Below are 21,695 nucleotides of genomic sequence, written 5' to 3' on the forward strand. Positions count from 1 at the left end.
ACCCCTTTCCGTGCCTCCCACCCCGTTACGGACGCGCGGAAGGGGCCGGGGCGGACCGAAGGGGCCGGGTCGAGCGTCTTAGGCTGGAGGGATGCCTCCGGTCACCCTCACCACCGCACGACTCGTCCTCCACGCTCCGACGGAGGCCGACGTCGACGCGATCACCGAGGCCTGCCAGGACCCCGAGATCGGGCGGTGGACGACGGTGCCCTCCCCCTACTTCCGCCAGGACGCGGAGGACTTCGTCGCCCTCGTGGAGCAGTGGTGGGAGGACGGCTCGCAGACCGTCTGGGGTGTCTACGCCGACGACGTCCTCGTGGGCATGGTCGGCCTCCACCACATCGGGGAGCATCCGGCCGGGGGTCATGCCGAGCTCGGCTACTGGGTCGTCGCGGACGCACGCGGGCGCGGCTACCTCGTCGAGGCCGCGCGCGCGGTGCTCGACTGGGGTTTCGCGGAGCTCGGCCTCGCCCGCATCCGGTGGCAGGCCGTCGTGGGCAACGTCCCCTCCGCCCGCGCCGCCCGCGCCCTCGGCTTCCGCTTCGAGGGCACCATGCGTCAGGGCCTCACCAGCCAGCGCGGTCGGGACGACGGCTGGCTCGCCGGGCTGCTGCGCGACGACGACCGGACGCCGGTGGAGTGGCCTGTGCTCTGAGCGCACGCCACGCGTGACAGCGTCGGACCCCGGTGACAGGATGGCTGCATGCCTGAGATGCCGGAGGTCGAAGGACTCGTCGCGTTCCTCGGCGAGCGCACCACCGGACGCACGATCACCCGTGCCTCCGTGGCCGCGATCGCCGCGCTGAAGACCTACGACCCGCCGATCTCGGCGCTGGAAGGCGCGTCGATCACCGGGGCGGAGCGCCGCGGCAAGTTCGTGGTGCTGTCCTGCGGGCCCGAGCTGCACCTGGTCTTCCACCTGGCGAAGGCGGGATGGCTGCGCTGGTACGACACCCTGCCCACCACGCTCCTCAAGCCGGGCAAGTCGCCCATCGCGCTGCGGATCGCCCTCGACGACGGCAGCGGTTTCGACCTGACCGAGGCCGGGACGAAGAAGTCGCTCGCCGTGTACGTCGTCCGCGACCCCGCCGAGGTGCCGGGTATCGCCCGCCTCGGCCCCGATCCGCTCGACCCGTCCTTCACCCGCGACGCCTTCGCCGCGCTGCTCGACGACCGCCGGATGCAGATCAAGGGGCTGCTCCGCGACCAGGGCGTCATCGCGGGTATCGGCAACGCCTACTCCGACGAGATCCTGCATGCAGCCCGCATGTCGCCGTATGCCATCGCCGGCACGCTGGACGACGCCGAGATCGACCGGCTGTTCGCGGCGATGCAGGAGACCCTCGCCGAGGCCGTCGCTGCTGCCGCGGGCAAACCTCCGGCCGACCTCAAGGATGCCAAGCGCCGCGGCATGCGGGTGCACGCCCGCCGGGGCGAGGCGTGTCCGGTCTGCGGCGACGAGGTGCGCAGCGTCTTCTTCGCCGACCGCTCGCTGGAGTACTGCCCCACCTGTCAGACCGGCGGCAAGGTCCTCGCCGACCGGCGACTGTCCCGCCTGCTCAAGTGAGGGCCGGGCACGGCCCCTGCCACGGAATGAAACGGGCGCAGACGCGTTGAGTACACTCAGAGCAGCAACGTGCTCCGGGGTCGGTGGGAATCCGAACCGGCGGTGACAGTCCGCGAGCGTTCCGAGTGATCGGGATGCCGATCCGGTGGAATTCCGGAACCGACGGTGATGCGAGGGACACCTCGCTAGTCCGGAAGGGAGGCAGCACGAGGCGCACGCGCGTGCGTCCGTTCCGCCAGCCTGCAGCGACCCCGAGCCGCAGAGAGGACGACGACGGATGGCAGTGACCGCGACAGAGCGCCGTGCGATGGATCGTGCGCTCGCCCTCGCGACCCGCGGCCCGCGCGGGGTCAACCCGCAGGTGGGCGCCGTGATCCTCTCCCCCGACGGCGAGGTGCTGGCCGAAGGCTGGCATCGGGGCTCCGGCACCCCGCACGCCGAGGTCGACGCCCTCTCGAAGCTCGCGCCGGGCGCTGCACGGGGCGCGACGGCGATCGTGACGCTGGAACCCTGCAATCACACCGGTCGCACCGGCCCCTGCGCGCTCGCGCTCATCGAGGCCGGCGTGACGCGGGTCGTCTACGCGCTCGACGACCCCGGTGAGGTCTCCGGCGGCGGCGCGGAGCGGCTGCGCGCCGCGGGCGTGAGCGTGGACTCCGGCGAGCGAGCCACCGAGGCCCGCGCCGTGATCGGCGACTGGCTCACCGCGTCGCGCCTCGGCCGTCCGCACGTGACCGTCAAGTGGGCGCAGAGCCTCGACGGCAGGGCTGCGGCGGACGACGGTTCCAGTCAGTGGATCACCGGCCCGGAGGCCCGCGCCGACGTGCACCGGCGCCGCGCCCAGGCCGACGCGATCGCGGTGGGTACCGGCACCGTGCTCGCCGACGACCCCGCGCTCAGCGCCCGCGCCGGCGACGACCTCCTGCCCCACCAGCCCGTCCCGGTCGTGATCGGCACCAGGGCCACCCCTGCGGATGCGGCGGTGCATCGTCATCCGCACACGCCGCTGTTCTTCGACACGCACGACCTGTCGGCGGTCCTCGCCGAGCTGCATGCGCGCGGCATCCAGACACTGTTCGTGGAGGGCGGCCCGACGCTCGCCAGCGCGTTCCTCTCCGCCGGGCTCGCGGACCGCGTGCTCGCGTACGTCGCCCCCGTCCTGCTCGGCGGGAGCCGCCTGGCCGTGACCGACGTCGGTGTCCGCTCGATCGACCAGGCACGTCGCCTCGTCGTGGACGAGTGGCTGCCGTTGGGTGCAGACCTGCTCGCGATCGCGCATCCTGCGGACGCGGACGACCCGGACCGCACCGGCCCGGAGAAGGAGGGAACCCTCTGATGTTCACCGGAATCATCGAGGAGATCGGCGAGATCACCGCCATCGCGGAGTCGGGCGACGGCTGGCGCCTCACGGTGCGCGCCCCGAAGGCCGCTGCCGACGCCGTTCACGGCGAGTCGATCGCGGTCTCCGGCGTCTGCCTGACCGTCGTCGGCTCCACCGCCGAGACCTTCGACGCCGACGTCATGAAGCAGACGCTCGACGTCGCGGCCCTCGGCGCGGCGACCGTCGGCACCAGGGTCAACATCGAGAAGGCGATGCCCGTCGGTGCGCGGCTCGGCGGGCATATCGTGCAGGGCCACGTCGACGGCACCGGTGTCGTGCTCGAGGTGCGGCCGGGCGCGCAGTGGAGCGTGCTCCGCATCAGCCTTCCGGACGACCTCGCGCCGCTCGTCGTCGACAAGGGCTCCATCTCCGTCGACGGCACCTCGCTGACGGTGAGCGCAGTGAGCCCTTCGACCCCTTCGACAGGCTCAGGGACCCAGGAGGGCTCAGGGACCCAGGAGGGCTCAGGGACCCTGGAGGGCTCAGGGACCCGGGGCGGGCACTGGTTCGAGGTGTCGCTCATCCCGGAGACCCTGGCGGCGACCACCCTCGGCACCCGCGTGGTCGGCGACCGCGTGAACCTCGAGACCGACATCCTCGCGCGGCACGTCGAGCGGCTGCTCGCATTCCGCGCCGCACCGGAAGGGGGCTCGCGATGAGCCTGGCAACCATCCCCGAAGCCCTGGAGGCGCTGCGCGCAGGACGCCCCGTGCTCGTGGCCGACGACGAGAATCGCGAGAACGAGGGCGACGTCGTCCTCTCCGCCGAACTCGCCACACCCGAGTGGGTCGCCTGGACCGTGCGCTGGTCCTCCGGGTTCATCTGCGCGCCGATGCCCACCGACCTCGCGGACAGCCTCAACCTCCCGCCGATGGTCGCGGCCAGCGAAGACGCGCGCTCCACCGCGTACACCGTCAGCGTCGACGCCGCGGAAGGGGTGACGACCGGGATCAGCGCCAGCGACCGCGCCCGCACCCTCAACGTGCTGGCGAACCCCGACTCGACGGCGACGAGCATCATCCGCCCCGGCCATGTGCTCCCGCTCCGGGCCGTGGACGGCGGCGTGCGCGAGCGCAGCGGTCACACCGAGGCCGCGGTCGAGCTCATGAAGCTCGCCGGCCTCCGGCCCGTCGGCGCGATCGCGGAGGTCGTCGCCGAGGACGGCAGCATGATGCGGCTTCCCGGGCTCCTCGAACTCGGCGCCCGCGACGGCGTGCCGGTCATCACGATCGAGCAGCTCATCGTACATCTCAACGAGATCGACCCGGAGGGGGCGACGCCGGCCGCCCAGCGCGGTCGCCGGGTGAGCCTCCGTGCCGACGCCACCGTGCCTACCGACCACGGCACGTTCCGCTTCCTGGCCTACAAGGACCGCGTCACCGGCACCGACCACATCGCCGTCGTATCGGGCGAGCCGACCGAGACCGCCCTCGTGCGCGTGCACTCGGAGTGCCTGACCGGCGAGGCGTTCGGATCCCAGAAGTGCGAGTGCGGCCCGCAGCTGGATGCCGCGCTGGACGCCATCGACCGCGAGGGCGGCATCGTCATCTACATGCGGGGACACGAGGGCCGGGGCATCGGTCTCATCAACAAGCTGCGCGCCTACAGCCTGCAGGAGGACGGCCTGGACACCGTCGATGCGAACCTGGCACTGGGCCTCCCGGCGGACGCCCGCGACTACGCGGCAGCGGCCGGCATCCTCACCGATCTGGGGGTCTCGAAGGTCCGGCTGCTCACCAACAACACCGACAAGGTGAACAAGCTGCGTGAGCTCGGCCTCGACGTCGTCGAGCAGGTGCCGCTGATCGTGGGCGTGGGCCCGAACAACCACCAGTACCTGGAGACCAAGCGCGACCGCATGGGCCACATCATCGGCGAAGCAGAGCTCGCCGAGGCCCTCGCGGCGGGAAAGGACGAGGAATGAGCGGCGCCGGAGCACCCAAGACGGGGAACATCGACGGGCGGGGGCTGGAGGTCGTCGTGATCGCCGGCACCTGGCACGAGGTGATCTCGAACGGCCTGATCGCCGGCGCCCAGCGGGTGCTCGCCGAGGCCGGAGCGACGCATCGCCTGGTGCGGGTGCCCGGTTCGTTCGAGCTCGCCGTGGCCGCGCAGGCCGCCTTCGCGGGCGGTGCGGATGCGGTGGTCGCCCTCGGGGTCATCATCCGCGGCGGCACGCCGCACTTCGAGTACGTCTCGGCCGCGGCTACCGACGGCCTCACCCGTGTCTCCCTCGACGCCGGCAAGCCGGTCGGGTTCGGGCTGCTCACGCTCGACGACGAGAAGCAGGGGCTGGACCGCGCAGGCCTGGAGGGCTCGAAGGAGGACAAGGGCGCGGAGGCCGCGGACGCGGCGCTGCGCACCGCCCTCGTGATCCGCGGGCTCCGCGGCTGATTCCCTCCGCCTCGCGCCCGATCGCGGGCGCGAGGTCAGGCGTGCCTTGGTGGCGCGGAATGCCGCGCTCTCGTACGGTGAGGGCATGGAGACCCTGCGCCACATCGTGCTCTTCGTCCACCTCATCGGCTTCGCCGTGCTCTTCGGGGCCTGGGCGGCGCAGGCGTTCGGCGGCAAGCGGGTGTTCACGCGTCTGATGAGCATCGGCATGACGATCGCCGCGGTCGCCGGCCTCGCCCTCGCCGCCCCGTGGGGCCTCCCGGAGGGCGTCGAGATGAACTACGCCAAGATCGGCACGAAGCTCGTCATCCTCCTCGTGATCGGCGCCCTGCTCGGCATCGGCACGGCGCGCCAGAAGCGCGACCAGGTCGTGCCGCCCGCGATCTTCTGGCTCGTGGGTATCCTCACGGCCGTGAACGCCGCCATCGCCGCGATCTGGCGCTGACGCGCGCATCAGCGCAGGCTGCGCTCCCAGAGCGCGGATGACTGCTCCGCGGCCCCATCCGTACGGATGCGCTGGCCGTTGCGTCCCCCGCGGGCGAACGTGGCGGTGACGCCCGGCGGGATGTCGGAAGCCGCCACCGGGCTCGACGACCAGGTGCAGGCGCGCACGTGCACGAGGTCTGCCGCTACCGCGGCCGGATCGTCGTCGTAGCGCCACGGTCCCGTCAGCCGTCCGAGCCAGAAGAGTCCGTCGACGTCCCTGGTCCAGACGAGGGTTCCCGTCGGAAGCGCCGCGAAGCGCTCCAGCCGCCGCGCGGCCCGCTCTCCATGGCGGGCGTCGACGGCTGCGAGCGCCGCAGTCAGAGAGCCGGGCGTGCTGTCGAGCCGCCCACCCATGCCGCAGACGCCCTCGGCGAGCGCACGCTCGACCGCGACTCCCGGCGCGACGGCATCGTCGCGAGAGCGCATCGGTGCGCGGTAGGCGATCGGTTCGCCGGGGCTTTCGTCCGTCATGGGAGCGGCACGAGGGTCGCCTCGACATCGCGCCCGTCGACCACGACGCGCATCATCGTGTGCACGGGCTGTCGACGCCGGTCGGTCGGAGAGCCCGGGTTGAGCAGCCGCAGACCGTTCGGCGTGACGGTGTCCCAGGGGATGTGCGAGTGTCCGAAGATCAGCACGTCGACATCGGGGAAGGCGAGATCCATCCGCTTCTCCCGCCCGGTCGCGGCGCCCGTCTCGTGGATGACGGCGACGGCGGTGTCCTCCACGGTGAACCGCGCGATCTCCGGCAGCACCCGGCGGATCTCGGGGCCGTCGTTGTTGCCGTGCACACCGTGGAGCACGCGCGCGCGGGACTGGAGCAGCTCGACGGTGGCGAGATCGACCCAGTCCCCCGCGTGCACGACGAGGTCGGCCTCGTCGATGGGCTGCAGCACCGCGTCCGGCAGCCGCTTCGCCCGCTTCGGGACGTGCGTATCGGCGAGGAGCAGCATCCGTGTCGTCATGATCCCCCTCCGGCCGGTCTCCCCCGACTCTACGCGCGGGCACCGACGCCCTCGACCCGGTCCGTCATCAACGTCCAGGGAACTCCCAGGAAGGCGTAGACTCGCCCGAGTCCGCCGGTATACCGGCGGAGGATCGGAGACCCCTTGAGCACCGCCACCACCCCCGCGAACCCCCGCTCGCGCGTCATCACCGCGAGCCTCGTCGGCACCACCATCGAGTTCTACGACTTCTACGTCTATGCGACGGCAGCCGTGCTCGTCTTCCCCACACTCTTCTTCCCGAGCACGAACGACACCGCGTCGCTGCTGTCGTCGTTCGCCGTCTTCGGCGCGGCCATGGTCGCCCGCCCGATCGGCGCCGTCGTCTTCGGGCACTTCGGCGACAAGTTCGGGCGCAAGGCGACCCTCGTCGCCTCGCTCCTCACCATGGGCATCGCGACGTTCGTGATCGGCCTCCTGCCCACGTTCCAGCAGATCGGCTGGGTCGCCCCGCTGCTCCTGCTGATCCTCCGTCTCGCCCAGGGCTTCGCGCTGGGCGGCGAGTGGTCGGGCGCCGCGCTCGTGGCCACCGAGAACGCCCCGAAGGGCAAGCGCGCCTGGTACGGCTCGTTCCCGCAGCTCGGGGCGCCGCTCGGTTTCATCATCGCGAACGGCATCTTCCTCGCCATCAACTTCGCCCTCCCGCACCCGGAGGACTCGGCGCTGAAGTCGGAGGCCTTCCTCTCCTGGGGCTGGCGCGTGCCGTTCCTGTTCTCCGCCGTCATGGTCATCATCGGTCTGTGGGTGCGGCTCCGCCTCGTCGAGTCGGACACGTTCAAGAAGGCGGAGAAGACCGGCGCGATCCGCAAGCTCCCGCTCGCGACCGTATTCCGGCACCACTGGAAGCAGCTCATCCTCGGCACGTTCATCATGCTGGCGACGTACGTGCTGTTCTACCTGATGACGAACTTCACGCTCACCTACGGCACGAAGGCCGCCGACCTCGAGACCGCGTCGGCCGCCGCCCGGGCAGCGGCCGAGGCGACCGGCAAGGACTTCGACCCGAGTGTGTTCGCGGCGCAGTTCTACCCGGGCCTCGGCTTCGGCTACACCGACTTCGTACTCATGCAGATCATCGGCGTCGTGTTCTTCGGCATCTTCACGTTGCTGTCCGGACCGATCGCCGACGCCATCGGGCGCCGCAAGCTGCTCCTGTGGGTCACCGGACTCATCGTCGTCTTCGGTCTGTCGTTCAACCTCTTCCTGCTGCCGCAGGCCGACCCGAAGTTCACCGGGGCCCTCACCCAGGCTTTCCTCGTGTTCGGCTTCATGCTCATGGGCACGACATTCGGGCCGATGGGGGCTCTCCTGCCGGAGCTGTTCCCGACGAACGTGCGTTACTCCGGTTCGGCGATCGCGTACAACGTGTCATCGATCCTCGGTGCGGCCGTGGCGCCGTTCATCGCGGTGGCCCTGTGGGCGGCCGTCGGCGGCGAGCCCTGGCTCGTGGGACTGTACCTCTCGTCGATGGCGGTGCTGACGTTCATCGCGCTCATCTTCACCCCGGAGACGAAGGACCACGACTACGAGGACGACCTCGGTCTGGCCTCCGCGGTCGAGCTCTAGAGGCCGACCGGACGACGAACGGCTGCACTCCCTCGGGGGTGCAGCCGTTCTCGTCTTCCTGGTCAGACGCTCACAGCATCACGACGTCGCAGTAGCGGGCCGCCGTCTTCGCCAGTCGACGATCGGCCGTGAGCAGAGGGACGTCGAGGGCCTCGGCGAGCGCGACATAACCGGCGTCGTACGCGGAGACGTCCTCGCGCAGCGACCAGATCCGTGGGATGAGACGACGCAGCGGATGGCGGGTGATCTGCAACGCCCCGAACGCATCGAGGGCCTCGCGGGCAGCGTGTGCCGGCATCGACGACCGCATCGTGAGCCGGCGCAGCACGGACAGGACCTCGATGTCGAGACCCGCGTGCGCATGGAACTCCTCGCCGTGCGCCCACTCCTCCTCGCCGAGCAGGGCCTCGATCGCCGCCGAGGCATCGAGCACGACCGCCTCGGACGACACGCTCACCTGCGCCCGTCCCGTTCACGATCACGGGCGGCGAGGATGCTCTCGCGCGTCAGGGAGACGCCGGCGGCGCGCGCCCGTGCCCGCGATGCCTCCAGGACTTCCGCATTGCTGCCGTACCGGACGAGGGCTTCCAGCTCGCGCGCGACGTAGTCCGACAGGCTCATGCGTTCCGCCGCGGCACGCTCTTTGAGCCGGGCGTGAACCTCGTCGGGCAGATTCCTCACTTGCAGCATGCGAGCCATCCTGCCAGCATCGCATGCGCTCCACATGCGGACAAGGGGGCGCCTGTGGACAACGCGCACGTCAACACTTCTTGACGCGCACGCGCGCGTCAACGAATATTGACGCGAAGGAGGTGTCCATGTCTCAACCGACCACCATCGCCGCGGCCGAGGGCGGCGAACCCCTCGCCGAGCTCCACCGCCTGGCGGCGCTGCGCAAGGAGCTCGCGCGCGCCGAAGAGGCCCAGGTCCGTCGCGCCCGCACGAGCGGCTACTCGTGGCAGGCGATCGCGAGCGCCCTCGGCGTCACGAAGCAGGCGGCACATCGCCGTTTCGGCCGCACCTGAGCCCATACAGCCGCCCCATAGGAAATGACCGCGCCCCGAGTACGGTCGAAGTACCATCTCCAGATCGAGGTCCCCCATGTCCCGCACGGCGACAGCACGCCGACGCGGACGGGGCGCACCGGCCGACGGGCCCCGCGCCACCTTCCGCCAGCTCCTCCCCTTCCTCTTCGAGCACAAGCGCACCCTCGTCGTCGTCGCCGTCCTCAGCGTGTTCGGCGCCGCGACCTCGCTCGTGCAGCCCCTCCTCGTAGGCCAGGTCATCGAGGCCGTGCAATCCGACGGCACGATCGGCGTCCTCGTGTGGCTGCTCGTCGGTTTCGTGATCGTGTCGTCGATCATCTCCGGGTTCCAGCACTATCTGCTGCAGCGCACCGGCACCGCGGTCGTCTACTCCAGCCGCCGCAAGCTCATCGCCCGCATCCTGCACCTGCCGACGTCCGAGTTCGACGCACGGCGCACCGGCGATCTCGTCTCCCGCGTCGGCACCGACACCACGCTCCTCTACGCCGTCCTCACGCAGGGGCTCGCCGACGCCGTCGGCAACGTCGTGCTCTTCGCGGGCGCGCTCATCGCGATGCTGCTCATCGACCCCGTTCTGCTCCTGCTCATCGTCCTGGTCATCGGCGTCTCCGTCGTGGTCGTCGTCGCCCTCAGCGGCCGGATCCGGACGGCGTCCACGGCCCAGCAGGAGAAGGTCGGCGAGCTGGCCTCGGGCGTCGAGCGGGCCGTCGGCTCCATCCGCACCATCCGGGCCTCCGGTGCGACCGAACGCGAGACCTCGGCGGTGACGGAGCGGGCCTCCGAGGCGTACGGCATCGGCGTGCGGATCGCGAAGATCTCCTCGCTCGTGGTGCCCGTCGCCGGCATCGCCCTCCAGCTCTCCCTGCTCGTCGTGCTCGGCGTGGGCGGCTTCCGCGTGGCGGCCGGAGCCATCTCGATCGCGGCCCTCATCTCGTTCGTGATGTTCCTCTTCCTGCTGGTGATGCCCCTCGCCTCGACGTTCGGCGCGATCACCTCCGTCAACCAGGCCCTCGGCGCGCTCGGCCGCATCCAGGAGGTGCTCGACCTCCCCACCGAGACCCAGGACGACGCGGCCACCGCCGCGGCCCTGCCCCGCGAGGAGGAACCGGCTCCGGACGCCCCCGCCCTGGAGTTCCGCGATGTGCGCTTCCGCTACCCGGAGAACGTCGTCGCCGCCCGCCGTGCCGCCGCGAGGGAGGCGCAGACCCTGCTCGCCGATGCGCACCTGGAGCAGACCGACGCCGCACCCGCCCCCCAGGACCACGAGGTGCTCCGCGGGGTGTCGTTCGCGGTCCCTCGTGGGGCACGCGTGGCGCTGGTCGGTCCGAGCGGAGCGGGGAAGAGCACGATCCTCTCCCTCATCGAGCGCTTCTACGATCCGACGGGCGGATCCATCCGGTTGAAGGGGCACGACACCCGCACCTATCCGCGGGACGAGCTCCGCGCCCACTTCGGCTACGTCGAGCAGGACGCTCCGACGCTGGCCGGCACCCTCGCCGAGAACCTGCGGCTCGCCTCCCCCGACGCCACCGACGCGGATTGCGAGCGCGTGCTCCGCGCCGTGAACCTCGGCGACGTGCTGGAACGGAACCCGCTCGGCGTCGACGCTCCCGTCGGCGAGGACGGCGTGATGCTCTCCGGCGGCGAGCGGCAGCGGCTCGCGATCGCCAGGGCGCTCCTCACCGACGCCCCGATCCTGCTGCTGGACGAGTCGACCTCCTCGCTCGACGGCGTGAACGAGCAGCGCATGCGCGAGGCCATCGATGCGGTCGCCACAGACCGCACGCTCGTCGTGATCGCCCATCGTCTGTCCACCGTCGTCGACAGCGACCTCATCGTCGTGCTGCAGGACGGCGTGGTCGTGGGACAGGGCACCCACGCCGAGCTCGTGGAGTCGACCCCGCTCTACCGCGACCTCGCCCGCCACCAGCTCCTCGCCTAGCTCCCTGTACACCGCCGAGACCCCGGCTTTCCGCCGAGACCCCACCTTCCGCACGTATGCGGGGCGGGGTCTCGACGCGAAACCGGGGTCTCGGCGGGAGTGGGTGCCACGAAGGCGGGGCGTCGGAGACCACTCAGCCATGGGTTCGTCTCTGATGCCCCGCCTTCGCGGGTAGGGCTCGACCCGGAGGCCGAGGGTGCCGGCTCCCCCGAACCGGCACCGGTCTGGGGGCTACGCCTTCGCGAGGCGGTAGCGCAGCGACGCGAGCTCCGTGCGGAGGGCCGCGGGCACCCGGTCGCCGAAGGTGTCGTAGAACTCCTCCGTGAGGTCGGCCTCGGCCTTCCACGCCTCGGGGTCGACGGAGAAGAGCTCGTCGAGGTCTTCCGCGGGGATGTCGAGACCGTCGAGGTTGAGGTCCTCCACGCGCGGCAGGCGTCCGATGGGGCTGTCCACCGCCGGCACGTCACCGGCCACGCGGCGGATGATCCAGTCGACGACGCGGGAGTTGTCGCCGAATCCGGGCCAGAGGAACCGGCCGTCGGCACCGCGGCGGAACCAGTTCACCTGGAAGATGCGCGGCGCGCGGTCGAAGCGCAGGCCCCGGCCGACCTTGAGCCAGTGACCGAAGTAGTCGGCCATGTTGTAGCCGCAGAACGGCAGCATCGCGAACGGGTCGCGGCGCAGCTCGCCGACCGTGCCCTCGGCCGCCGCCGTGCGCTCGGAGGAGATGTTCGAGCCGAGGAAGACGCCGTGCGTCCAGTCGGTGGCCTCGACCACGAGCGGGACGTTGCTCGCGCGGCGTCCGCCGAAGAGGATGACGTCGAGCGGCACAGCCTCCTCCCAGTCCTCGGAGATCTGCGGGCACTGAGCCGCCGACACCGTGAAGCGCGAGTTGGGGTGCGCCGCGGGACGGCCGGAGTCGGGCGTCCAGTCGTTGCCCTCCCAGTCGATGAGGTTCGCCGGGGCCTCGTCGGTCAGGCCCTCCCACCACACGTCGCCGTCGGGGCGGAGCGCGACGTTGGTGAAGATCGTGTTGCCCCACAGCGTCTCGACCGCGGTGACGTTGGTCGACTCACCCGTGCCGGGCGCGACGCCGAAGAAGCCGGCCTCCGGGTTGATCGCCCAGAGGCGTCCGTCCTCGCCGGGGCGGATCCAGGCGATGTCGTCGCCGAGGGTCTCGACCTTCCAGCCGGGGATCGTCGGACGCAGCATCGCGAGGTTCGTCTTGCCGCATGCCGAAGGGAAGGCCGCAGCCACGTGGTAGGCCGTGCCCTGCGGGTCGATCACGCGGATGAGGAGCATGTGCTCGGCGAGCCAGCCCTCATCACGCGCGATCACGGAGGCGATGCGCAGCGCGAAGCACTTCTTCGCCAGGATGGCGTTGCCACCGTAGCCCGAGCCGTACGAGTAGACCTCGAGCGTCTCCGGGAAGTGCACGATGTACTTGTCGTCGTTGCAGGGCCACTCGACGTCCGGTTCGCCGGCCTCCAGCGGAGCACCGACGGAGTGCACCGTCTTGACCCACGGCGCGCCCTCGGCGATCTGGCGGGTGACCTCGTCGCCCACGCGGGTCATGATTCCGATCGACGCGACGGCGTAGGCGCTGTCGGTGATCTGCACGCCGATGTGCGACAGGGGTCCGCCGACGCGACCCATCGAGAACGGCACGACGTACATCGTGCGGCCGCGCATCGAGCCCTCGAAGATCTCGTCCATCTTCGCGTGCATCTCTTCCGGGTCGGCCCAGTTGTTGGTGGGCCCGGCGTCCTCCTCGCGCTCCGAGGCGATGAAGGTGCGGGCTTCGGTGCGGGCGACGTCGCTGGGGTGCGAGCGCGCCAGGTACGAGCCGGGGCGCCACTCGGGGTTCAGCTTGATGAGCTTGCCCTCGTCGACGAGTCCGCGCAGCAGCCAGTCGTTCTCGGCGCGCGAGCCGTCCACCCAGTGCACGGCGTCCGGCTGCGTGAGCGCGCGGATCTCTTCCACCCAGGCGGCGAGCTCGGCCATTGCGGGGGTGTCGTAGGAAGGGGCGGTGCCGAACGTGCGCGTCGGGGCGACAGGGGACGTGCGAGGGGTGAGGACTTCGGCCATGGCCATGACTGCTCCTTCGAAGTGTGGGGCGTTGCTTCCATCTTCTTCGCCCTTGACGCGGACTTTCGGCCAAATAGAACGATAAGAATCACGGTTCTTTCGCTAGACTCAAACAATGGCGTCCTCCGGCATCCACCTCACGACCCTCGGCCACCGCATCCGGCACCGCCGCCTGGAGAAGGGGTACACCCTCGACGAGCTCGGCGCCCTCGTCGGCGTCGCCGGCTCCCAGCTCAGCCTCATCGAGAACGGCAAGCGCGAGCCCAAGCTCTCCCTCCTCCAGGCGATCGCGCAGGCCACCGGCACCGAGGTGACCGACCTCATCTCCGGCGAGCCGCCGAACAGACGCGCGGCCCTGGAGATCGAGCTGGAGCGGGCCCAGGAGAGCCCGGTGTTCCGTCAGCTCGGTGTCTCCCCGGTCCGCGTCACGAAGGGCATGAGCGACGAGACCATCGAATCCATCCTCGGCCTCCACCGCGAGCTGCAGCGCCGCGAGCGCGAGGCCATCGCCACCCCGGAGGAGGCCCGCCGCGCCAACACGGAGCTGCGACTGCGGATGCGCGCGCAGAACAACTACCTCCCGGACATCGAGAAGCTCGCGGAGAAGCAGCTCAAGGCCGCCGGCCATTCGCAGGGCGCTCTGACCCACCGCACCGTGAGCATCATGGCCGAGAAGCTCGGCTTCGAACTCATCTACGTCAACGATCTGCCGCACTCGACGCGCTCGGTCACCGATCTCGAGAACGGCCGCATCTACCTGCCCCCCGCCTCGATCCCCGGTGGACACGGCCTGCGGTCGATGGCACTGCAGGCCATGGCGCATCGACTGCTCGGGCACACGCCGCCGACGGACTACGCCGACTTCCTGCAGCAGCGGTTGGAGATCAACTACTTCGCCGCGTGCTGCTTGATGCCGGAGACCGCCGCGGTGGCCTTCCTGCAGCAGGCGAAGAAGGACCGCAACCTCGCGGTGGAGGACTTCCGCGACGGGTTCGGCGTGACGCACGAGGCCGCCGGCATGCGCATGACGAACCTGCTCACGCAGCACCTCGGCATGTCGCTGCACTTCCTGCGCGTCGACTCGACCGGAGCCATCACGCGCGTCTACGAGAACGACGACCTGCCCCTGCCGATGGACGTGACGGGAGCGGTGGAGGGGCAGCGCGTGTGCCGGAAGTTCCAGGCCCGCTCCGCCTTCACGGAGCAGAACCGCACCGTCGAGCACCACCAGTACACGGACACCCCGTCCGGCACGTTCTGGTGCTCCACGCAGACCGGGTCGTCGAGCGAGGGCGAGTTCTCCGTCACGGTCGGCGTGCCGTTCGACGACGCCCGGTGGTGGCGGGGACGCGAGACGAACGATAGGGCGGTGTCGACCTGCCCCGACGAGGCGTGCTGCCGCCGCCCGTCGGCCGAGCTCACGGAGCGCTGGAAGGGACGGGCGTGGCCGAGCGCCCGCGTGCACACCCACATGTTCTCGCCGCTCCCCCGCGGCATGTTCCCCGGCGTGGACGACAACGAGGTCTACAACTTCCTCGGCCGCCACGCCAGTGAGTGACCCGCCGACCCACCCCCTTGCGTGCGCCCCGGCCCGCTACGCGCTGCCGTAGGGGGCCGGGAGGCACGGAAAGGGGTGGGTCGACGAGGCTCAGGCGATGAAGGCCGCGAACCGGGCGAGTGCGGCGGTGACGGCGGCGGGGTTTTCGGGGGGCTCGAAGAGAGTGGGAGGGGCGGTGTGGGCGGCGGCGGCGTGCGTCCAGCAGCCGATCACGCGGCCGTGCTCCACCACGGTCGCCCGGACCATCCCGTTCTTCCCCGGTCCCACGGCGGCGAGGTGTTCCGGAGCGCAGACGACGGTGCGGTCGGCATAGGAGATGTAGTACTCGTCGAAGGCACCGAGGGCGAAGACGGACGGCCGGCCCGCCGCGCGCCGGGGCGGGGTGCTCCCGACGAAGACCCCCTCCTCGACCTCAGTTACTCGGGTCGCCGCGCGCTCCGCCGCCTCCCGGGACCGCCCGAGCGTCAGGCCCGACCACCACGCGAAGTCCGCGACCCCGGCGGGCCCGTGCCCTTCGACGTAGCGGACGAACAGCTCGGCCAGCGGGTCGTCCGGGCGGGCGTGGTCGCGGATGTGGTCCGCCGCGAGCACGAACCGCTGCTCCCGCGTGATGCCCTCCCGCGGCACGACCGGCCCCTGCACGAGCACGCCGGAGACCGTCATCGCGAACAGCAGGTGGATGCCGCGCTGCCCCGAGGGGTCGATGCCGATGCCCTCGAGCACCGCGAAGATCTCGCTCCGGGTGAGGCCGCCGTCACGGAGCCGCGGCGTGAGCTCCCGGACGACCGCGTCGATCATGGCGTCGTCGATGCCGAGCTGCCGCTGTCGGGAGGCCGCCTGCTGCTGCTGTCGTGCGGCCGTGACCTCCAGCACCCACCCGAGATCCCGCGCGGGGATCGTGTGGAGCGTCCCCCGCATGGTCCAGGCCCGGACGAGGTCCCCGCGGTCGAACGCGGCATCGACGTCGCGGAGGCGTACGTCGCCCTTCGTCCGCACAGCCAGCGCCCACCGTCCGGCCGTGAAGTCCTGGCTCTGCACCGCCAGCAGCCGCCCCGCCGCCCCCGCCACGTTCGCCTCCGGCGCGGTCAGCCCCTGCCACCGCAGCCGCTCCTCCCGCCACTGTGAGGTCTTCATGCCCCTCATCATGCCGCGACCCACCCCCTTTCGCGTGCCCCGGCCCCGTGCGTGCGGACGCAGGGGGCCGGGTCGAGCGGAAGGGGGTGGGTCGACGGGAGAGGTCAGAGGGTGACTTCGCGGCGGGTGGGGAGGACGACGGGATGCGAGCCCGCCATGGTCTCCAGCACCCGGATGACCTGGCAGGAGTAGCCGAACTCGTTGTCGTACCAGACGTAGAGGATGAGGGTGTCCTCGTCGGCGATCGTGGCCAGACCGTCGACGATGCCGGCGCGGTGCGAGCCGACGAAGTCCGTCGAGACGACCTCAGGACTCTCCACGTAGTCGATCTGCTGACGGAGCTTCGAGTGCAGCGAGACACGACGCAGGTAGTCGTTGACCTGATCCTTGGTGGCGGGGCGCTCCAGCGTGAGGTGCAGGACCGCGAGCGAGACATCCGGCGTGGGGACGCGGATCGCGCTGCCCGTGAGCCGTCCCTCGAGCTGGGGCAGGGCCTTGGCCACGGCCTTCGCCGCGCCGGTCTCGGTGATCACCATGTTCAGCACGGCGGAGCGGCCGCGACGGTCGCCCTTGTGGAAGTTGTCGATGAGGTTCTGGTCGTTCGTGAACGAGTGCACGGTCTCGACGTGGCCCTTCACGACGCCGTAGGCCTCGTCGATCGCGGCGAGCACCGGGGTGATGGCGTTGGTCGTGCACGACGCCGCGGAGACGATGCGGTCTTCCTCGGTGATGGTGTCGTCGTTGATGCCCTGGACGATGTTCTTCAGCGGGCCCTTGCCGGGAGCGGTGAGCAGCACGCGGGCGACACCCTTCGCACGGAGGTGCTGGGAGAGTCCCGCCTCGTCGCGCCAGCGGCCGGTGTTGTCGACGACGATCGCGCGGTCGATGCCGTAGGCGGTGTAGTCGACCGCCGCCGGGTCGTCGGAGTAGATGACCTGGATGCGCGTGCCGTTGGCGATGATCTGCTCGGCCTCTTCATCCACCGTGACCGAGCCGGCGAAGCGGCCGTGCACCGAGTCGCGCAGCAGCAGCGACGCGCGCTTGACGAGGTCGTTCTCGGAGCCGCGGCGCACGACGATGGCGCGGAGCCGGAGTCCGCTCCCGCCGCCGGTGTGCGCGATGAGGATGCGGGCCAGCAGCCGGCCGATGCGCCCGAAGCCGTAGAGCACCACGTCGGTCGGCGGCGCCGGGACCGCGCCGACGGCCGGGGCCAGGGTCTCGGCCAGGTACTCCTCGAGCGGGCGGCCGCTCTCCGCGTGCCCCTCCACGAGGCGGGCCACGTCGATCGACGAGGCGCCGGGGGCGAGAGCGTGGATGCCTTCGAGCACCGCCAGGCTGTCCTCGACCTCGAGCCGCTCGTGGCCGAGCTGGGCCACGCGCTCGTGCACCTCGACGAGGCCGGTGGCCGAGAGGCCGAGCAGGCGGTGGCCGTGCAGCGAGGTGACCACGTCGCGCTCGCGCTTGAGAGCCCCGATGAGCGGGATCATCCGCTCCGCCAGCTCTTCGCTCGCCGTCCATTCGTCGCGGTGTGCCGCGGAATCGTTCATCTGCGTCCTTGCATGTGTGAGCGCGCGCCGAGGTCGCCGGCGCGCGCGAGGTTGCCGGGGTGTTCGGGGGATGACTCCAGGGTACAAGCCGCGGAACCGCGCGCCGAATCGGTCGGCGCGGGACATCCCGGACGCGCGAGTTTTACGTCTACACTGGTGGAATAATGAGCAGCGCACTCCTCGGCGACGACGCCGACCTCCTCCTCCGCGGTGGCCGCATCCACACCTTCGACGCTACCGATTCCGTCGCCACCGCGATCGCCGTCCGCGACGGGATGATCGTCGCCATCGATGACGCGGCCGAAGCCCTCCCGGCCCGCGAGATCGTGCAGCTCGACGGCCGCACCGCGATCCCCGGCCTCAACGACGCGCACCTCCACGCCGCGTGGCTGGGCGCGCGCTGGCCGCACCTCTTCTTCTCCGACACCCCACCCGAGGAGCAGCCGACCGGTCGCCTCGTGACCACGGCCGGTGAGCGACGCAGCGCCCTGCGCCGCGCCTGGGCACTGCTCGCGGAGCTCGGCATCACGAGCTACACGGAGCCGGGCATCGGCCCCGGGGAGGACGACGGGGAGACCGGCTGCTTCGGCACCGACATGCTCGAGTCGTATGTGGAGCTGCACCGCGAGGGGGCGCAGACCTCGCGCGTCACGCTGCTGCGCCTGTTCGGGACGATCGACGGAGAGAGCTCCCTGGAGGACTTCGCCGCCGGTCTCCCGGTGCCGCCGCCGACGACCGACCCGCGCTGGCTCGCGATCCCCGGCGTGAAGATCTTCGCAGACGGCATCCCGCCGATGGCCACCGCGTGGACGTCCGCCCCGTACCCCGACGGCACCACCGGGCACCTGCTCACGCGCGGCGACGCCGATCCGCTCAGCGCCTTCCAGCAGATGATCGCCCTGGCCGCCGGTCGCGGACTCCAGATCGCCGTGCACGCCACCGGCGATCGCTCGATCGAGGAGTTCCTCACCGCACTGGAACGCGCCGGCGAGACTCCCCCGCCGCTGGCACCCCACCACGTCGTGCACGGCGACCTCGCGACGCCGGCGCAGATCCGCCGCGCGGAGCGTCTCGGCGTCGGGTTCGCCGTGCAGCCCCTCATCGCCGCGCACACGCACTCCTGGGCGGCGCTGCAGCTCGGAGAGGCTCGGGTCGCCGCCGCCTGGCCGCTGGCCGAGATGCTCTCCTCGGGGGCGCTGACCACCGTGACCAGCGACGCGCCGATCGCCACGCCGGACTGGCGACCCAGCCTCGACGCCTCCCTCGCCCTCCTCGCCGCGGACGGCCGGGCGGACGACGCCGGGACCCGACGCCGACTGCTCCGCACCATGACGGCCGACGCCGCGATCCAGGACGGCGCCGCGAGCTGGAAGGGCACCCTCGAGCCCGGCAAGGTCGCCGACATCACGGTGCTCGACGAGGACCCCTGTACCCCGGGGCGCCCGTTCGCCGCCCTCCGCGTCGAGCGCACGATCGTCGACGGCCGCACGGTCTTCGCGCGCGGCTGACTACCCGCCCCACGAAAACGGCGGGCGGCATGTTCACGCATGCCGCCCGCCTCTGATCCCCCTCGGACCAGTCTCGAACCGCGGTCGTCAGACCGCGGTGGCCAGGAGCACGCGCGGGCTCCCCGGCAGGGCGACGGTGTCACGCACCGCCCAGCCGGCGTCCGTCAGCCAGCCGCGCACCTGCGACTCGGGGTACACGACCGTGCCGTCGATCACGAGGTACTCCCCCGCGTGCAGGGCGTCCAGCGCGCGCTGCTCGTCGTCGTCGTCGAGGAAGAAGTCCAGCACCGTCAGCGTCGCCCCCTCGACGGCCGCGGCACGGAGCCGCCGGAAGATCTGCGCGTTCTCCTCCGCGGAGAAGCGGTGGATGACGTGGTTCGCGAACACCGCGTCGTAGGCGCCCACGGGGGCCGCGGTCGCCGTGTCCCCCACCTCGACGGCAGCCCGGTCGGCGACGCCCGCCGCTGCGACCGCCTCGGCCACGCCGTCCTCGAATCCCGGGGCGTAGACGAACGTCGTGTGCAGCTCGGGGTTGCGCGCCATGACGGCGAGGGCGAACTCGGCGGACAGACCACCGAAGTCGAGGACCTTCGTCGCGCCGGCGAGGTCGACGAGCCGGCCGAACTCCTGCGCGTGCAGGCGGTTGTACGTCATCACCCCCGCCATGAACGTCCCCCACCGCGCGTCGTCCATCTGCAGGTCCCCCGGTTCGGTGGTGTCGACCGTGTGCGCGAACTGCAGCCAGTGCGGGTAGCTGATCTCGTCGAGGAACGTGAGGAATGGAGCGAGATCGATGACCGCATCCTCCCCCGTGAGGTAGGCGGAGGCGTCGGGCGCCAGGGCGTAGCGCCCCTCCACCCGGACGAGGAGACCCTTCGCGGCCAGGGCATCGGCGAGCAGCCGGGCGATCCGCTCGCTCACCCCGCAGCGCTCGGCGATCGCAGCAGCCGTGTCGGCGCCAGCGGCGACGGCAGCGAACAGGCCGATGCGGCTGGCCTGGAAGAGCTGCTTCGCGGCCATGTAGCCGGTGGCGATGTCGAGGATGCGGGCGGCGTCGGGGGTGGGGGTGTCGGTCATGGCGGATGCCTTTCGATATGTCTACGAATGTTGGAAATAAAGGACAGAAGGGGGCCGGGCGTCGATCGGGCGGATCAGTCCGCGAGGAACCCGCGCACAGCGTCGCGGAACGCGGCGGTGTGCAGCGCCGCGAGATGATCCCCGGGGACGCGTCGCACCCGGACGTCGGGCAGCCGCGCGGCGAGCTCGTCGATGCCCGCGGCCATCGGGTCGTCCTCGCCACCCAGGAGCAGCACCGGCATCGCCGGCGCTCCGGCCTCGGACGCGAACGGCTCGGCCGCGAGCCCTTCGATGAGGTCGAGCAGATCGTCCGGGCGGTTCCCGGGCAGGCTCACCATGTGCACGATCATCCCGGTCAGCGGGTCGACGGGAGCCGGTCCGCCGGCGAGCGCGGCCCGCGCGGCGGAGAGGTCGACGAGCGCGAAGGGCTCCCCCGCACTGAGGCCGCCGAGCACGAGACGCCGCACCGCGACACCCGGGTGCCGGGCGAGGTCCCACGCGAGCCGGGCGCCGAGCGAGTACCCGACGAGGTCGACCTCCTCCGGGCCGATCGCTTCGGCGAGCGCGTCGAGCACCGCGGAGGTCGGCACGACTCCGAGCCCGGGGGCGTCGCCGTGCGCCGGCAGATCGAGGACCCGGCGCGGCCGGTCGCCGAGCACCGCCGTCCACTCGCTGTCCGGCCAGTCCTGCGTGCCGCGCGAGGCGAGGCCGTGCAGGAACACCACGGGTCGTTCGGGGGGAAGGGTCATGACGGGCCGTCCTCTCGGGACCGGCCCCTCGCCCTCAGCGCAGCCGCGCGAGGAACCGGTCGATGTAGTTCTCGTAGTCGGCGATGCGGTCGCCGTCCGGGTACATGAGGTTGATGACCGTCGCCCCGACCGCCGCGGAGATGTACTCGTCGGCGAGCGGGCCGTAGTCCTGGTCGCGGATCGATCCCTCGTCGCGGGCCGCCTCCATGCGCGCGATGAGCGAGGACCGCCACGAACCCAGGTGTCCGCGGTAGAGCTCGGCCAGCGACTCGTTCGCCATCGCGTACTCCCAGAGCGCCAGGAGCACCCGGCCCGCGGCGATCTGCTCCGGGTCGCGCGGCACGGTGGCCTGCAGGAAGCCCCGCAGCGCGTCGTCCGCCGCCACCGGTTCCTGCCCCGCGGCCTCCACGCCCTCGGACATCTGCTGCAGGATCGTCTCGAACGTCGCCGCGACGATGCTCTCCTTCCCGGGGAAGTAGTGCTTCAGCGCGCCGTTCGCGAAGCCGGCCTCCGCGGCGATGCTGCGCATGGTCGCCGCCTCGAACCCACCCTTCAGGATTATGCTCTTGGCCACCTCGACGATGTCCCGTCGCCGCTGGTCGTGGTCGATGATCTTCGGCATGGCGTCCTTCCGGCCGAGTCCGGGGT

At 71.3% G+C, this 21,695-nt stretch carries 22 protein-coding genes and 1 riboswitch; of the genes, 12 read left to right on the plus strand and 10 right to left on the minus strand.

Annotated features, from left to right (window positions below):
* Positions 1 to 91 precede the first annotated feature (91 nt).
* From AB0P08_RS00720 to AB0P08_RS00750, 7 genes are all read left to right on the plus strand, one after another.
* Positions 92 to 655, plus strand: a complete 564-nt coding sequence (locus AB0P08_RS00720; RefSeq protein ID WP_187663564.1) for a GNAT family N-acetyltransferase — start codon at positions 92 to 94, stop codon at positions 653 to 655.
* A gap of 48 nt (positions 656 to 703) precedes the next feature.
* Positions 704 to 1,567, plus strand: a complete 864-nt coding sequence (locus AB0P08_RS00725) for an Fpg/Nei family DNA glycosylase (protein ID WP_187663563.1) — start codon at positions 704 to 706, stop codon at positions 1,565 to 1,567.
* Positions 1,568 to 1,633: 66 nt separating this feature from the next.
* Positions 1,634 to 1,778, plus strand: a riboswitch (FMN riboswitch).
* A gap of 66 nt (positions 1,779 to 1,844) precedes the next feature.
* Complete coding sequence (gene ribD, locus AB0P08_RS00730; protein WP_363587487.1) at positions 1,845 to 2,903, plus strand: bifunctional diaminohydroxyphosphoribosylaminopyrimidine deaminase/5-amino-6-(5-phosphoribosylamino)uracil reductase RibD; 1,059 nt, start codon at positions 1,845 to 1,847, stop codon at positions 2,901 to 2,903.
* A complete protein-coding gene (locus AB0P08_RS00735; protein ID WP_363587489.1) occupies positions 2,903 to 3,607 on the plus strand; it encodes a riboflavin synthase in 705 nt (234 codons plus the stop codon). The genes ribD and AB0P08_RS00735 overlap by 1 nt, the downstream gene beginning before the upstream one ends.
* Entirely contained in the window at positions 3,604 to 4,872 is a 1,269-nt protein-coding gene (gene ribA / locus AB0P08_RS00740) for a GTP cyclohydrolase II (RefSeq protein WP_363587491.1), read from the plus strand. Before AB0P08_RS00735 ends, ribA begins: the two co-directional genes overlap by 4 nt.
* On the plus strand, positions 4,869 to 5,342 hold the full coding sequence (gene ribH, locus AB0P08_RS00745) for a 6,7-dimethyl-8-ribityllumazine synthase (protein WP_363587493.1): 474 nt from the start codon (positions 4,869 to 4,871) through the stop codon (positions 5,340 to 5,342). The genes ribA and ribH overlap by 4 nt, the downstream gene beginning before the upstream one ends.
* A gap of 85 nt (positions 5,343 to 5,427) precedes the next feature.
* A complete protein-coding gene (locus AB0P08_RS00750; RefSeq protein ID WP_363587495.1) occupies positions 5,428 to 5,787 on the plus strand; it encodes a Fe-S protein in 360 nt (119 codons plus the stop codon).
* 8 nt (positions 5,788 to 5,795) lie between these two features.
* On the opposite strand, the gene AB0P08_RS00755 is transcribed toward AB0P08_RS00750, so the two are convergent.
* The gene (locus tag AB0P08_RS00755; RefSeq protein WP_363587497.1) at positions 5,796 to 6,254 is read right to left on the minus strand and encodes a GAF domain-containing protein; all 459 of its coding nucleotides are present in this window, start codon (positions 6,252 to 6,254) and stop codon (positions 5,796 to 5,798) included.
* A gap of 41 nt (positions 6,255 to 6,295) precedes the next feature.
* On the minus strand, positions 6,296 to 6,793 hold the full coding sequence (locus AB0P08_RS00760) for a metallophosphoesterase family protein (RefSeq protein ID WP_363587499.1): 498 nt from the start codon (positions 6,791 to 6,793) through the stop codon (positions 6,296 to 6,298).
* 144 nt (positions 6,794 to 6,937) lie between these two features.
* On the opposite strand from AB0P08_RS00760, the gene AB0P08_RS00765 reads away from it, so the two are divergent.
* A complete protein-coding gene (locus tag AB0P08_RS00765; RefSeq protein WP_187663556.1) occupies positions 6,938 to 8,398 on the plus strand; it encodes an MFS transporter in 1,461 nt (486 codons plus the stop codon).
* Between the two features lie 70 nt (positions 8,399 to 8,468).
* Here the strand turns inward: AB0P08_RS00765 and AB0P08_RS00770 are convergent, their stop codons facing one another.
* Both AB0P08_RS00770 and AB0P08_RS00775 read right to left on the minus strand, forming a co-directional pair.
* Positions 8,469 to 8,855, minus strand: a complete 387-nt coding sequence (locus AB0P08_RS00770; RefSeq protein WP_363587501.1) for a type II toxin-antitoxin system VapC family toxin — start codon at positions 8,853 to 8,855, stop codon at positions 8,469 to 8,471.
* Positions 8,852 to 9,097 carry a FitA-like ribbon-helix-helix domain-containing protein gene (locus AB0P08_RS00775; RefSeq protein ID WP_312673324.1) on the minus strand — a complete coding sequence of 82 codons (246 nt, stop codon included), beginning with the start codon at positions 9,095 to 9,097 and terminating at the stop codon, positions 8,852 to 8,854. Before AB0P08_RS00775 ends, AB0P08_RS00770 begins: the two co-directional genes overlap by 4 nt.
* Positions 9,098 to 9,216: 119 nt before the next feature.
* Between AB0P08_RS00775 and AB0P08_RS00780 the strand changes: the two genes are divergently transcribed.
* Both AB0P08_RS00780 and AB0P08_RS00785 read left to right on the plus strand, forming a co-directional pair.
* Entirely contained in the window at positions 9,217 to 9,423 is a 207-nt protein-coding gene (locus AB0P08_RS00780) for a hypothetical protein (RefSeq protein ID WP_060923460.1), read from the plus strand.
* 76 nt (positions 9,424 to 9,499) lie between these two features.
* Complete coding sequence (locus AB0P08_RS00785) at positions 9,500 to 11,386, plus strand: ABC transporter ATP-binding protein (protein WP_363587503.1); 1,887 nt, start codon at positions 9,500 to 9,502, stop codon at positions 11,384 to 11,386.
* A 231-nt stretch (positions 11,387 to 11,617) separates the two neighbouring features.
* Here the strand turns inward: AB0P08_RS00785 and AB0P08_RS00790 are convergent, their stop codons facing one another.
* On the minus strand, positions 11,618 to 13,480 hold the full coding sequence (locus AB0P08_RS00790; RefSeq protein WP_522727286.1) for a phosphoenolpyruvate carboxykinase (GTP): 1,863 nt from the start codon (positions 13,478 to 13,480) through the stop codon (positions 11,618 to 11,620).
* Between the two features lie 109 nt (positions 13,481 to 13,589).
* Between AB0P08_RS00790 and AB0P08_RS00795 the strand changes: the two genes are divergently transcribed.
* Positions 13,590 to 15,032, plus strand: a complete 1,443-nt coding sequence (locus tag AB0P08_RS00795; protein ID WP_071328117.1) for an XRE family transcriptional regulator — start codon at positions 13,590 to 13,592, stop codon at positions 15,030 to 15,032.
* Between the two features lie 90 nt (positions 15,033 to 15,122).
* Here AB0P08_RS00795 and AB0P08_RS00800 read toward each other — a convergent pair whose 3' ends face one another.
* Together AB0P08_RS00800 and AB0P08_RS00805 are read right to left on the minus strand one after the other, a co-directional pair.
* Positions 15,123 to 16,166: a winged helix DNA-binding domain-containing protein gene (locus AB0P08_RS00800; RefSeq protein WP_363587505.1), complete on the minus strand. Its 1,044-nt coding sequence runs from the start codon at positions 16,164 to 16,166 to the stop codon at positions 15,123 to 15,125.
* A 104-nt stretch (positions 16,167 to 16,270) separates the two neighbouring features.
* The gene (locus AB0P08_RS00805; protein WP_363587507.1) at positions 16,271 to 17,713 is read right to left on the minus strand and encodes a glyceraldehyde-3-phosphate dehydrogenase; all 1,443 of its coding nucleotides are present in this window, start codon (positions 17,711 to 17,713) and stop codon (positions 16,271 to 16,273) included.
* Positions 17,714 to 17,877: 164 nt separating this feature from the next.
* Between AB0P08_RS00805 and AB0P08_RS00810 the strand changes: the two genes are divergently transcribed.
* Positions 17,878 to 19,221 carry an amidohydrolase gene (locus AB0P08_RS00810; RefSeq protein WP_363587509.1) on the plus strand — a complete coding sequence of 448 codons (1,344 nt, stop codon included), beginning with the start codon at positions 17,878 to 17,880 and terminating at the stop codon, positions 19,219 to 19,221.
* Positions 19,222 to 19,308: 87 nt separating this feature from the next.
* Here the strand turns inward: AB0P08_RS00810 and AB0P08_RS00815 are convergent, their stop codons facing one another.
* The 3 genes from AB0P08_RS00815 to AB0P08_RS00825 all read right to left on the minus strand — a co-directional run bounded on the left by AB0P08_RS00815 (position 19,309) and on the right by AB0P08_RS00825 (position 21,669).
* Positions 19,309 to 20,298 (minus strand): methyltransferase family protein, encoded by a 990-nt coding sequence (locus tag AB0P08_RS00815; RefSeq protein WP_363587511.1) that lies wholly within the window; start codon positions 20,296 to 20,298, stop codon positions 19,309 to 19,311.
* 74 nt (positions 20,299 to 20,372) lie between these two features.
* Positions 20,373 to 21,047, minus strand: a complete 675-nt coding sequence (locus tag AB0P08_RS00820) for an alpha/beta fold hydrolase (RefSeq protein WP_363587512.1) — start codon at positions 21,045 to 21,047, stop codon at positions 20,373 to 20,375.
* Between the two features lie 34 nt (positions 21,048 to 21,081).
* Positions 21,082 to 21,669, minus strand: coding sequence for a TetR/AcrR family transcriptional regulator (locus AB0P08_RS00825; protein ID WP_101846902.1), 588 nt, complete (start codon positions 21,667 to 21,669; stop codon positions 21,082 to 21,084).
* Positions 21,670 to 21,695: the final 26 nt, after the last annotated feature.

Source organism: Microbacterium meiriae, assembly GCF_040686935.1.
Classification (GTDB): Bacteria; Actinomycetota; Actinomycetes; order Actinomycetales; family Microbacteriaceae; genus Microbacterium; species Microbacterium meiriae.